This is a genomic window from Marinilabiliales bacterium (genome assembly GCA_007695015.1).
In the GTDB taxonomy this organism is placed as follows: Bacteria; Bacteroidota; Bacteroidia; order Bacteroidales; family PUMT01; genus PXAP01.
Genome location: REEN01000098.1, coordinates 1 through 11,996, shown reverse-complemented (window position 1 = coordinate 11,996; position 11,996 = coordinate 1). Strand labels below are relative to the sequence as shown.

Genomic DNA, 11,996 nt, shown 5'->3' with positions numbered 1-11,996 from the left:
TTGCCGATGCCGACGAGGCAATGCCCGATGAATGAGGGAAGCTGTTTGACGATTCGATATCCAGCTTATAGTCCCCCATAAACGGATAGAGGTCATGCAGCGAACCCAGAAAATTCCGTATCCTGCCGGCAAACTGTTCGTTCTCGCTCCCTTCAAAGACAAACCTTGCCAGTGAACCATCCCCGGGCGCCGCAAGCGAATAGCCCAGGCACGTTTCTGTATACGATTCACTCAGAGTCATGCTGACTGAAGGGTTGGCAGGCACCTGCCCCTTTTTTTTGCCCCAGTATTTTACCAGGGCTATGTTCGAGGGACTGCGCCAGCAGATCCTCCCCGCAGTTTTATCGTTTTCTTTTATCATTGGCGTTCAATTATTCTCTTTCAGCCGGGGTGATCATTATTCTCCTCCAGCGAAAATGATCGTTATTTTTTTTCACCAGCAGTGTAAATTATTTTATCCCAGGGAAAAACAACATCAATACCCTTTTGTTCAAGTAGTTTTTTCAGTTCCCTGTACCCATCCTTCCATGTCAGCATTACGAAGTCCCCTCCCCACGCTCCCAGCGGCTTCACATAACCGGGGAAGCCGGCAAAAATATCTCTGGCGGGATGTTCAGCGCCGGCAAGAATTCCCCCGGCGAGATGCTCAGTACCTCCAAAACCACCCCCGGCGGGATGCTCAGCGCCGGTATAGGGCCGTATCAGACTGTCATGCTCCTTCAGCAATCCGGCAAAACTATCTGTGTCGGTTACCTCCGTCACGGCGGTGGTAATTTCAGAAATACGATTCAGAACCTTATCCGGCACACTCTTCTTTTTCCCCGCTCCCGAAAGAAATCCGTCAACAGAACCGGCACTGTCCTGCTTTCTCCCCGTATAGGCAAAATAGAGATCGCCCGAGAAGGGCGGGTCAAAAGCTACGTGCCGGTACACCGGCATCGACCGGCTGTTTTCCAGGCGGTAAACCAGCGGCATATCCGACCTGGCGCAGGCGATATCGTAGCCTGATCCCCTTGAGACAGAAAAATGGAGCGCGAACGGGTTCACATCAAACAGCCAGGCGATGTTTGAGATCAGCGTAGAGCTGCTTCCCAGTCCCCATCCCATATCGAACCCCACACTGCTCTCCGCCCTGCCGGCAGGCAGGGGATCATGGGTCAGCCGGGCTGCAGCATTCAGTATTTTGACAATAAAACCGGCCCGTCCGGCATCCGACGACGATTCAACCTCATAGCCGTTGGCCGAAACGGTAAAAACCGCACTGAACCACTTCTCCCCCTTCACAAAAGTATCCCATTCAAGCTTCCGGGAACTGCGGTCACCCCACCACTCCAGTCCCTGTCCGAATTTCACCGGCAATGCCAGCGCCGCGGCGCCCTTAAGCACCACATACTCGCCCGTCAGCATCAGCTTGCCGCGCGAGAACCACGATCTCCTTCTCCCTGAATTCACCATAACATGCTCCTTTTTAATTGAACTCTCCCCATCTCATCCTCTCCCCGTCCCCCTTAACCCGTTCAAAAACTCCTCAACAGCCGAATAACCCACTTTCCTGCCGCTGAAATATTCCGTTGCCGCCTCCCTTTCACTCTCCGTCGCCCCGAAACGGGCGAGTATATTTGACAGGTGCATCTTCATGTGGCCCGCCTGTATCCCTTTTGTAACCAACGCACCCACAGCCGCAAAATTACTTGCCAGTCCCGCCGAAGCCGCGATACCCATCAGCTCATCTGCGCCGGGGTTGCCAAGCATCTCGAGCGACATCCGCGCCATGGGGTGCAATCCCGTCAATCCCCCTACAGTCCCCACTGCCATCGGCAGCTCCAGTGCTATAAAAAACCTTCCGTCCTCCACAAGCGCCTCTGACAGGCTTCCATATCGCCCGCCCCTTGAAGCCCAGGCATGGCCGGCAGCCTCCACCGCCCTGAAATCGTTGCCGGTGGCTATCACCACAGCGTCAATACCATTAAATATCCCTTTATTATGAGTGGTTGCCCGGCAGACATCGACCTCAGCCATCCGCACGGCCAAAACGAACTTCCGCGCGAACTTCTCCGCCGGCATGCCCCCGGAAAAGGCCTCCAGCTCCTCCACGGCGCATTCGGCCGAAACCTTTACCCTGCAGCCGCCGGTATAGTTTGAAAGAATTGACATCACCACCTGCAGCTCGCCCCTGCCCGACATCCGCTTGTCATTCGCCGCAAAATCCTCCAGCACGGCGGCAAACTCCTCAAGGCACGAATTAATGAAGTTGGCCCCCATCGAATCCCTGGTGTCAAAATCGCCCCTGACCCTGAAATAACCCTCAATCTCGCTGCTCATATCCTCAAGGGCGACCGACCTGATACCTCCCCCGCGCTTTTCCATGTTGGCGGTAACCGGGGCAGCAGCCTCCACCATCCTTTCTTTGATGACCGGGAAGAGCTCCTTCAGCACTTCCTTGTCGCCGCTCCACAGGAAATGTACGTGACCGCTCTTTATCATAGCGCCCACCTCGTACCTGAATCCGCCCCGGCCGGCCCAGAATGCCGCACTCCGCGCCGCAGCCGCCACCACCGAGCTCTCCTCGGTAACCATCGGCACCATGTAACTTTTTCCGTTGATGAGAAAATTTGGCGCCACGCCGTACGGCATATAGTAATTGGTAAGCGTATTCTCACTGAAGCCATCGTGAAGCTTCTGCACCTGCTCATCGCCGTGCCTGTATCTTCCGGCAATCTCAACGGACCTCTGCGGGTCGGCAGTATATGCCGCAGCCATCTCCAGCTTCTCCCTGTGACCCAGCCGTGAAAAACCTTTTATTATTTTATCATCGGGCATAATAACCTGAATTTGTTACGCTTTCGCGGAAGTGAACAATTTTGTTCATACAAAATAACAACTTTATTAAACAAACAGTAAACATTTAAAAACAAAAACTGTTTATGGTTTAGTAAAAATAATACCGGCAAACCGAAAAGAAAAACCCGGCGCAGATGAAGATGCTAGTTTGTATAAGTCATGTACCCGATACTGAAACAGATATAAGGATAACGGCCGACGGTTCGTCGATAGATCTCAACGGGATAACCTGGATAATAAATCCGTGGGACGAGCTGGCGCTCACCCGGGCTGCACAGCTGAGGAAAGAACATCCTGCATTCATTGAATCGCTTACAGTAATAACTGTGGGAAGAGACGATACGGTCCCTTCACTCAGGAAGGCCCTGGCACTGGGTGCCGACAACGCCGTCAGGATTGACGCCGACCCGGTCGATTCGTGGTTCGTGGCCAGCCAGATAGCAGAAGTTGTAAAGAGAGACAAATACGATGTGGTGCTGACAGGTACCGAGTCGAGCGATTTCAACGGGTTTGCGGTCGGCGGCATGCTGGCCGGCATAACCGGGTACGCTTGCCTTCCCAATATCACATCGATGAATATAGAAGATAACAAGATAATGGTTCACCGGGAGACGGGTGATGGGAAGGAAAGGCTGGAAGCAGAGGTGCCGTTTATTGCAGTCATACAAAAAGGGATCACCTCTGCTCCCGGCATCCCCACCATGCGCGACATCATGCAGGCGAGAAATAAACCGGTCGAGGTGCTGCCGGCCCTTGCCGCGGGACACTTTACCGAAAATACAGCATACAGTCTGCCCGGTACGGAAAAACAGTGCACGATGATTACAGAAAATGAATATGGGCTCCTGGCAGAAAAACTTTATGCCGGGGCAGGAATAAGCTGACAGTTCAGGCACACGTGAAGTTACTCTTTGCATGGCCGGTTCCTCAAGATAACAGATCTGTAAATTTTTGCAAATGAAGGTACTTGCTTATATAGAGACAGAAGACGGCAAAGTAAGGCGAAGCTCGCTCGAGCTTCTGAGCTATGCATCCGATCTGGCCGGCAGCAGCGAAGAGCCGGTTACCGTTTGTGTCTCCGGACCGTTCAGCAATGAGACCAGGGAGTGCCTTGCAAGGTACGGGGCACAGAAGATCATGCTGGCAAGCAGCGACACCCCCCGGTCATCAGATATAACAGGGCAGGCCGGCGTAATAGCCGCTGCAGCAGAACATGCCGGGGCCGCAACTGTACTGTTTACGGGTAGCGTCAACGGAAGGGCGCTGGCGCCTGTCGTTGCGGCAAAGATGGAGAGCGGACTTGTATCAGGTGTCTATTCACTGCCTGTGAGCACCGATCCCTTCACTATCAACAAGAAGATATTTTCAGGAAAGGCCATTGCCACGGTAACCGTCAAAACAGCCGGCAGGGTGCTGGTACTTCTGCCTAACACCTACGGAATAAAGGAGAACCCGGTTGAACCGGAAGTTACCGGTTTTCAGCCTCCCGCCGGATCATCGCCTGCCCTTCCGCCGAAAGGCATAAGAGTGGTCGACTTTACCATGTCTGACGGCCAGGTGAAGCTTGCTGAAGCCGGGGTGGTGGTAAGCGGTGGTCGGGGACTGGCAGCGAGGGAGAACTGGAAGTACGTTGAAGAGCTGGCGGGACTGCTTGGAGGGGCCACTGCATGCTCGCGTCCGGCCTATGACGAGGGTTGGTGCCCGCACGACGGATGGGTGGGGCAGACCGGCAAGGTGATATCACCCAACATCTACCTGGCACTCGGCATCTCGGGAGCGGTCCAGCACCTTGCGGGAGTCAACTCCTCCAAAATGATAGTGGCGGTCAACAAGGACCCTGAGGCACCCATATTCAGGAAAGCGGACTATGGCATCGTGGGCGACATCAGAGAGGTGATGCCCAAACTTATAGAGGCGGTCAGGAAACAGCGGCAGCCTCTCTGAAAGCTCTAAAAGATACGCTTTTACAGGTCCCGGCAGTAATAAAAACCCACAAGCAGGTTTCGACACGCCCCCGTAAAAACCTCTATAACTGCACATTGAGACGATACAATTCCGCCGAAAGGCAGGAATCAAAATCTGTGGAAATATTTTTATAAAATTCTTCACAGATTAATTTCCAATGCCAAAAGCAGTTACCCCGTCGGGGGTCCGATTTAACATTGGACGCGGTTGCAATTATCCTTTTTTACCTATATTTGACCCTCTAACCATTCTTTGAATGTTATGGTAAATCACCTGTTAGTCCGGGACAAAAAGCTTGCTTATCAATGGATTAACAACGACGCTCATAGCGCCGGAAAGCCTGTCATCGTGTTCCTTCACGAAGGCCTCGGCTGCATGAAGCTCTGGAGGGATTTCCCCCAGGCCCTTTGCCGCGCAACGGGGTTTCGGGGACTGATGTATGACCGTTACGGATACGGAGAATCAGAAAAGATCACAGAACCCCGCGATAACGATTTCCTTTACCACGAAGCGGCCGAAGTGCTGCCCGCGCTGCTCGACAAACTTGGTGTCAACGAGCCGGTAATGCTTTTCGGGCACAGCGACGGCGGGACCATTTCACTTATATTCGGCGCACTTTACCCCTCGCGCACGGCGGCCATAGTTGCAGAATCATCACACATCTTCATGGAGCCGGTTACCATTCGGGGGATCAAACATGCGGTCCACGAATTCAAGAATAACGGGCTGAGGGAAAGGCTGCAGAAGTACCACGGCGACAAGACCGACTCGATGTTCTACAGCTGGGCCAATGTATGGACCTCTGAAGAGACAGCCGGGTGGAGCATTGAGCTGATCCTTCCCGAGATAACCGCCCCGGTGCTGGCAGTTCAGGGTGAAGAAGACAACTACGGCACGGTGTTGCAGACAGAAACGATTACCTCCCATGTGGGGGGGACGGGAATAAAGCTTCACATACCTGAATGCGGACATACCCCGCATCATGAGCAGAGGGACATCGTACTCCGGAACACCGAACGGTTCTTTACCGGGCAGGAGGTATTATGGAGCAGCTCAGCTACCGTACAATAAAAACCAGATCAGAAGGATACTTTAAAGACAGGGGCAGCAAGTTCCTCGCCTTTGCTTTTCCCGTAACCAGCGAAGAGCAGGTGAAAAGCCACCTCGGCGACCTCCGGGGTCAGTACCACGATGCACGCCACCACTGCTATGCATGGCGACTTGGTGCAGATGCGGAGCACTACAGGGCAAACGACGACGGCGAGCCCTCGGGTACGGCGGGCAGGCCCATACTGATGCAGATACACAAGCATGAGCTGACAAACGTGCTCATTGTGGTGGTGCGGTATTTCGGGGGAGTGCTGCTGGGGACCGGGGGACTGGTAAATGCGTATCGCAGCGCGGCAGCCGATGCCATAGAAAATGCCGCTGTAGTCGTAAAAACCGTCGAGGAGCAGTTCAGGATCGATTTTCCCTACGAGGCGATGAACGATGTGATGAGGGTACTGAAAGAGCTAGAGGCAACCCACATAAGCCAGGAGTTTGACACGGACTGTACCATAACGTTGAGCATCCCAGCCGGGAGGTCAGGCGAGCTGGCCGGCCGGCTGGCACCGGTGGCCAACGTTACTGTCACCATTCTGCCGGATGATTGACTTCATCCAGCCAGGCAGTTTTTCACTACCGGCCGCCAACCTTCCTGTTAATAAGTTATCAAATAATTATTAACAGATATTTTTTGCCTCCCCGTTCTTGCGTATTTTTACCTCAATAACCACAAAAACCATAACTCAGTGAAAAACAGAAGCCTGATCTCAATCAACGACTATTCAAAGGAGGAGATACTGCAGGTGCTCGATCTTGCCGGCGACTTTGAGCAGAACCCCTCCCGGGATATCCTGAACGGCAAGGTAATAGCCACCCTCTTCTTTGAGCCCTCCACAAGGACGCGCCTGAGCTTCGAGAGCGCCGTCAACCGGCTTGGAGGCAAGATCATAGGATTTTCAGACTCTTCATCATCAAGTGCCACCAAGGGAGAGACGCTGAAAGACACCATCAAGACGGTAAGCAACTACAGCGACCTGATAGTGATGCGCCACCCCATAGAGGGCAGCGCCAGGTATGCCAGCGAGGTCAGCACGGTCCCCATCGTCAATGCCGGCGACGGAGCCAACCAGCACCCCACCCAGACACTGCTCGACCTCTACTCGATCAGGAAGACCCAGGGCAAGCTTGAAAACCTCAACCTGTTCATTGTGGGAGACCTGAAATACGGCCGTACTGTCCATTCCCTGCTGATGGCCATGGCGCATTTCAATGCCACCTTCTATTTTATCTCGCCCAAAGAGCTGAAGATACCAACCGAGTACAAGATGTACCTCGACCAGCACAATCTCAAATATTCGGAGCATTCCGACTTCAAAGACATCATTGGCGAGGCCGACATAATCTATATGACCAGGGTGCAGAAGGAGCGTTTTTCAGACCCTATCGACTACGAAAAGACCAAGAACGCCTACGTGCTGAAGAACTCAATGCTTGAGAATTCCCGGAGCAACATGAAGGTGCTTCACCCCCTTCCCAGGGTCAATGAGATCAGCACCGATGTCGACGACAGCGAGAAGGCATACTATTTCACGCAGGCGCTGAACGGCGTTTACACCCGGCAGGCCATCATATCACTTATTCTTGGTTTAGATAACTGATCAGGAACCAACAAAACAGTAAACCCATGGCAAAAGACGTAAAAAAACTCAAGGTAAGCGCCATCAGGAACGGCACCGTAATAGACCACATCCCCGCTGCCAACCTGTTCAGCGTCATCAATATACTCGGACTTGACCATATAGATAACCAGATCACCTTCGGCACCAACCTCGAAAGCGGGAAGCTGGGCAGCAAAGCCATCGTGAAGATATCAGACAAATTCTTTGTCGACGAGGAGATCAACCGCATAGCACTCGCGGCCCCCCAGGCCAAGCTCAATATCATCAGGAACTACAAGGTGGAAGAGAAAAAGGAGGTGATCGTCCCCGACGGGTTCTCCGGTATAGTGAAATGCGTAAACCCCAAATGCATCACCAACAACGACGACGTAAAACAGAAATTCAGGGTGATCTCAAAAAAGGAGGTATCGCTCAAGTGCCACTACTGCGAAAAGATCACCGACCAGGAGCATATGGTGTTCATCTGATCCTGTCGTAGGAGCGGACAAGCATCTCATCCTTCCGTATCCCCCTGGTGGCAAGGAATACCATTATTACCGCTATAGCGGGGAAGACAACGGTTATCCTGAAGTTCATCACCACTTCGAGGGTCGACCTCAGATGGAAGAAATAGAAGAAGAAAAGGGCATAGAACCCGATCAGCAGCATCAGGTTGAATATACATATCCTTATCTGCAGAATCCTTCTTTTGTAGAATAAAATGGTCACCAGGCTCAGGGCTCCGGTCACTGTAACCAGGAACCACACAGGCATAGCCGATTCAATCCTGTTCGCGGTCTCCCCCACCCCCTCATAGATGCCGGTAAGCGCAAACCTGTAGTACTCACCCTGCGGCCCGATCATCTCAGCCAGGGGAGAAAGAAACATTGAAAACATGATGGCGGCAGCCAGCAAGAGCCACACTGTTTGTATCCGTTGTATCATAACCTTATTAATTACCGGTTTTGCATGGGTAAAGATAAATAATTATCTCCAATGGCTATTTCTCATTTGTCAGTATATTTGCATCACATATGAAGCAAACAGATAACCATGGAGAAAGTGCCGGATCCGGTTCCATACCCGGCACCGAGCTTATACTGAATCCCGATGGCAGCATTTACCATCTCAACCTGCTGCCCGCCGATATTGCACGGCATATTATCCTTGCAGGAGATCCCGGCAGGGTGGAGATCATATCCTCCTTCTTCGACACCGTTGAAGTCAGAAAGCAGCGCAGGGAGTTCGTCACCCATACCGGCAGATACAATGGGGTCAGGATAACCGCCCTGTCGTCAGGCATAGGCACCGACAACATCGACATAGTGATCAATGAGCTCGATGCCCTGGCCAACATCGACCTGGCAACCAGGAAGCCCAAAAAAGAGCATACAAGGCTGAATATTGTCCGCATAGGCACATCCGGTTCACTGCAGGCAGATATTCCCGTAGACGCGTTCGTGTTATCGGAATTGGCGGTAGGATTCGACGGACTCCTCAACTTCTACGGCGGAGCAGACAAAATATGCGACCAGGGGTTTGAAAAAGCCTTCACAGAACATGTCGGATGGAACAGCAGGCTTGCGGCACCGTATGTAGTGTCCGCCTCAGAAAGGCTTTTGAAGAAGTTCACCGCAGAGAGCAAATACCGCGATAAGTTCATCCCGGGGGTTACCATTTCGGCACCCGGCTTCTACGGTCCCCAGGGAAGGGAACTCAGGCTGAAGCCGGTCGACCCCGGCATCAACGACAAGATAGAAAAGTTCAGGTACGGCAGGCACAAAATAACCAATTACGAGATGGAATGTTCGGCCATTTACGGGCTGTCAAAGCTTCTCGGCCATGATGCGCTCACCGTTTGCGCCATCATTGCCAACAGGGCCAGCAAAACATCAAGCACCCGTCACGAAGAGACCATGTCAGACCTTATCGTTTCAGTACTTGATACGATCACCGGATGATGGACAAAAAGAACATACGCGCACTGATCCATCTGCTCGACGACCCCGACGCCGAGGTCAGCGATGTGGTAAGCGGCAACCTGCTGGAACTCGGCGCCGAAATAATACCCGAGCTCGAAAGCGCGTGGGAAAAGACAGCAGACCACGAACACCAGGAGAAAATAGAGAACATAATCAGGGATATCCAGTTCAGGAGCCTCAAACACGACCTTGAGAAGTGGCACAGCCATGGAGCCTTCGATCTGCTGGAAGGTGTTTGCCTGCTGGCAAGATACCAGTATCCCGACCTTGAAACAGATGAGGTAAGAAAAGAGATAAAGAGCATCTCAGATGCGATTTGGATTGAACTGAACAACCGGTTGACGGCACTGGAAAAGGTGAGGATAATCAATCATGTCATTTATGACATAAAAAAATTCTCCAAAAACCGGAAACACCTGAACTCCCCGCGCAACACCTATATCAACCTGGTACTCGAAAGCAAAAAAGGCAATCCCGTAACGCTGTCCATACTATATATTCTCGTGGCGCAGAACCTGGAACTGCCCGTATATGGAGTAAGTCTGCCGAAAATATTCCTCACGGCATGGGTCGACAGGGCCGGCAAAAAGAGAGCCGCCGAAGCCCCCCCGGAGGTCCTTTTCTACATAAACCCTTACCAGAACGGCTCAGTGCTCGGCAGAAAAGAGATTGACCTCTACCTGGGACAGCAGAAAATAGAGCCCCGTGCACACTATTACCAACCCTGCGACAACCGCACCATTGCCGAACGATTACTTCTCAGCATGATACTGGCATACGAAAAAGCCGGATTTCAGGACAAAACAGCAGACCTGAAAGAGTTGCTCAGGATCTTCAGGCCCGGCTGACCCTGACGGCAGCACCGCTAATTTAACAGCCGGCTGCTGTTGGACTGCCACTCCCTTTTAACTATCTTTACCGCCGGTTTAAAAAACAGAGATGTACAAAAAGATCATATTCATTACATACGTGTTGCTGATCACCACACTCAGCCTGTTCCCCGCCAACAAGCTGCCGATCACCAGCGCCTCACTGTTCCCGCACGCCGACAAGGTGGTGCATTTCGGCATGTACGCGGTGTTCACCTTCCTGCTCTTCTATACATGGCCGGATAAGTTCTCCGGCAGGACCCGCCAGTTCCTGCCTCTGCTCTATGTAATTATCTGGGGTTCCATGATGGAGATCCTCCAGGGATTCGGAGGCTACGGCCGCAACTTCAGCCACCTCGACATCCTGGCAAATATACTCGGGTTCTTTCCGGGTTGGATAGCGTGGAGGGTATTGCCTGAAAAGTTCAAACCAGCCAAACCAGCTTCATCACAAGTCCCCTAACAATCGACTCTATTCGATCCTGGCCGTCACCGGATTTCGCAGTCCTTTAATTTCAGTAAGGCCTCAACAATTCTTGAAGCTGTATTACCATCCCACAGGTTTGGCACAGATCCCTTTTTCCAGTTTCCTGAGAACAACCTTGCCATTGCAGGCTTAATTGCTTCCGGATTTATCCCTAACAATTCATTTGTACCTATTGTAACAGTCTCAGGTCGTTCTGTGCTATCCCGCAATGTCATGCATGGGACACCCATCACCGTTGTTTCTTCCGTAATTCCACCGGAATCTGTGATAACTGCAAATGATCTTTCTACAAGGAAATTAAACTCAAGGTACCCCAGAGGTTCAACAGTTACCAGCCGTTCGTGCTTAAGTCCCATTTTGTTCAGACTTTTCATGGTTCTGGGATGAACCGGGAAAACCACAGGCAATTCTCCTGAATGGGCCAATATCTCATTTATCAAGTCTTTCAGTTTATGCTCCTCATCAACATTAGCCGGCCTGTGCAGTGTCATTACAAAGTACTTTCCCTCCTCAAGAAAACGATCGTCCCATACTGGTGGTTTTTGAAACCTTGGCCGGTGTTTCAGTAAACTATCAATCATCGTATTGCCGACAAAGAATATCCTGTCATCAGTCACCCCGCTCTTTCTCAAATTATCATTAGCAATCTCACTGGTAGTAAAAAAATAGTTACTGATACTGTCTGTAACAACCCTGTTTATCTCTTCAGGCATACTCCAGTCCCCCGACCTGATACCACCCTCAACATGCGCAACTTCTACATGCATTTTTCTGGCTACGACAGAGCATGCCATAGTAGATGTAACATCACCCACAACTATGCAGATATCCGGTTTTCTTTGTAAAAGCAACTTTTCATAACCCAGCATAATGGCTGAAGTCTGCTCAGCCTGCGTTCCGCCTCCGGCGCCAAGATTTATATCAGGATCCGGAATACCGAGTTGTTCAAAGAAACTGGTACTCATATTAATATCATAATGCTGCCCCGTGTGTACGAGCCTGTAACCGATGTCTGCACCTTTATCCCTGACAGAATGTATAGCATCAATGATCGGCGAAATTTTCATAAAGTTTGGTCTTGCACCAGCAATTAAATCAACAAGCATAATATTATTAAATTTATAAACCCTAAATAATTCTATTCAAT

14 protein-coding genes are annotated in these 11,996 nt (G+C 51.5%); 9 read left to right on the top strand and 5 right to left on the bottom strand.

All coding sequences use genetic code 11. The annotated features are described in order from the left end of the window. The 3 genes from EA408_12820 to EA408_12810 all read right to left on the bottom strand — a co-directional run. Positions 1-361 (bottom strand): diphosphomevalonate decarboxylase (locus EA408_12820; GenBank protein TVR69267.1); only part of this gene is annotated, 361 nt, incomplete at its 3' end. Between the two features lie 62 nt (positions 362-423). Further along, positions 424-1,455, bottom strand: coding sequence for a hypothetical protein (locus EA408_12815; GenBank protein TVR69266.1), 1,032 nt, complete (start codon positions 1,453-1,455; stop codon positions 424-426). 33 nt (positions 1,456-1,488) lie between these two features. After that, positions 1,489-2,820 carry a hydroxymethylglutaryl-CoA reductase gene (locus tag EA408_12810; GenBank protein ID TVR69265.1) on the bottom strand — a complete coding sequence of 444 codons (1,332 nt, stop codon included), beginning with the start codon at positions 2,818-2,820 and terminating at the stop codon, positions 1,489-1,491. Between the two features lie 155 nt (positions 2,821-2,975). On the opposite strand from EA408_12810, the gene EA408_12805 reads away from it, so the two are divergent. From EA408_12805 to EA408_12780, 6 genes are all read left to right on the top strand, one after another. Beyond that, positions 2,976-3,725, top strand: a complete 750-nt coding sequence (locus EA408_12805) for an electron transfer flavoprotein beta subunit/FixA family protein (protein TVR69264.1) — start codon at positions 2,976-2,978, stop codon at positions 3,723-3,725. A 73-nt stretch (positions 3,726-3,798) separates the two neighbouring features. Beyond that, positions 3,799-4,785 (top strand): electron transfer flavoprotein subunit alpha/FixB family protein, encoded by a 987-nt coding sequence (locus EA408_12800; protein TVR69263.1) that lies wholly within the window; start codon positions 3,799-3,801, stop codon positions 4,783-4,785. Between the two features lie 282 nt (positions 4,786-5,067). After that, a complete protein-coding gene (locus EA408_12795) occupies positions 5,068-5,877 on the top strand; it encodes an alpha/beta hydrolase (protein ID TVR69262.1) in 810 nt (269 codons plus the stop codon). Then, entirely contained in the window at positions 5,850-6,461 is a 612-nt protein-coding gene (locus EA408_12790; GenBank protein TVR69261.1) for a YigZ family protein, read from the top strand. The genes EA408_12795 and EA408_12790 overlap by 28 nt, the downstream gene beginning before the upstream one ends. Positions 6,462-6,599: 138 nt before the next feature. Further along, positions 6,600-7,511 carry an aspartate carbamoyltransferase gene (gene pyrB / locus EA408_12785; GenBank protein TVR69260.1) on the top strand — a complete coding sequence of 304 codons (912 nt, stop codon included), beginning with the start codon at positions 6,600-6,602 and terminating at the stop codon, positions 7,509-7,511. A gap of 26 nt (positions 7,512-7,537) precedes the next feature. Beyond that, on the top strand, positions 7,538-7,999 hold the full coding sequence (locus EA408_12780) for an aspartate carbamoyltransferase regulatory subunit (GenBank protein ID TVR69259.1): 462 nt from the start codon (positions 7,538-7,540) through the stop codon (positions 7,997-7,999). Here the strand turns inward: EA408_12780 and EA408_12775 are convergent. After that, positions 7,992-8,456: a DUF4293 family protein gene (locus EA408_12775; GenBank protein TVR69258.1), complete on the bottom strand. Its 465-nt coding sequence runs from the start codon at positions 8,454-8,456 to the stop codon at positions 7,992-7,994. The genes EA408_12780 and EA408_12775 overlap by 8 nt on opposite strands. Positions 8,457-8,545: 89 nt before the next feature. Between EA408_12775 and EA408_12770 the strand changes: the two genes are divergently transcribed. The 3 genes from EA408_12770 to EA408_12760 all read left to right on the top strand — a co-directional run bounded on the left by EA408_12770 (position 8,546) and on the right by EA408_12760 (position 10,825). Continuing rightward, a complete protein-coding gene (locus EA408_12770; protein TVR69257.1) occupies positions 8,546-9,472 on the top strand; it encodes a phosphorylase in 927 nt (308 codons plus the stop codon). Next, the gene (locus EA408_12765; protein TVR69256.1) at positions 9,469-10,341 is read left to right on the top strand and encodes a hypothetical protein; all 873 of its coding nucleotides are present in this window, start codon (positions 9,469-9,471) and stop codon (positions 10,339-10,341) included. Before EA408_12770 ends, EA408_12765 begins: the two co-directional genes overlap by 4 nt. A gap of 91 nt (positions 10,342-10,432) precedes the next feature. Then, on the top strand, positions 10,433-10,825 hold the full coding sequence (locus tag EA408_12760; GenBank protein ID TVR69255.1) for a hypothetical protein: 393 nt from the start codon (positions 10,433-10,435) through the stop codon (positions 10,823-10,825). A 26-nt stretch (positions 10,826-10,851) separates the two neighbouring features. Here EA408_12760 and EA408_12755 read toward each other — a convergent pair whose 3' ends face one another. After that, positions 10,852-11,955: a UDP-N-acetylglucosamine 2-epimerase (non-hydrolyzing) gene (locus tag EA408_12755; protein TVR69254.1), complete on the bottom strand. Its 1,104-nt coding sequence runs from the start codon at positions 11,953-11,955 to the stop codon at positions 10,852-10,854. Positions 11,956-11,996 lie beyond the last annotated feature (41 nt).

Coding starts and splice junctions, on each gene's coding strand:
- EA408_12790 (TVR69261.1), top strand. CDS start 5,850: ATGGAGCAGCTCAGCTACCGTACAATAAAAACCAGATCAGAAGGATAC.
- EA408_12805 (TVR69264.1), top strand. CDS start 2,976: ATGAAGATGCTAGTTTGTATAAGTCATGTACCCGATACTGAAACAGAT.
- EA408_12770 (TVR69257.1), top strand. CDS start 8,546: ATGAAGCAAACAGATAACCATGGAGAAAGTGCCGGATCCGGTTCCATA.
- EA408_12775 (TVR69258.1), bottom strand. CDS start 8,456: ATGATACAACGGATACAAACAGTGTGGCTCTTGCTGGCTGCCGCCATC.
- EA408_12800 (TVR69263.1), top strand. CDS start 3,799: ATGAAGGTACTTGCTTATATAGAGACAGAAGACGGCAAAGTAAGGCGA.
- EA408_12780 (TVR69259.1), top strand. CDS start 7,538: ATGGCAAAAGACGTAAAAAAACTCAAGGTAAGCGCCATCAGGAACGGC.
- EA408_12765 (TVR69256.1), top strand. CDS start 9,469: ATGATGGACAAAAAGAACATACGCGCACTGATCCATCTGCTCGACGAC.
- EA408_12810 (TVR69265.1), bottom strand. CDS start 2,820: ATGCCCGATGATAAAATAATAAAAGGTTTTTCACGGCTGGGTCACAGG.
- EA408_12795 (TVR69262.1), top strand. CDS start 5,068: ATGGTAAATCACCTGTTAGTCCGGGACAAAAAGCTTGCTTATCAATGG.
- EA408_12815 (TVR69266.1), bottom strand. CDS start 1,455: ATGGTGAATTCAGGGAGAAGGAGATCGTGGTTCTCGCGCGGCAAGCTG.
- EA408_12755 (TVR69254.1), bottom strand. CDS start 11,955: ATGCTTGTTGATTTAATTGCTGGTGCAAGACCAAACTTTATGAAAATT.
- EA408_12760 (TVR69255.1), top strand. CDS start 10,433: ATGTACAAAAAGATCATATTCATTACATACGTGTTGCTGATCACCACA.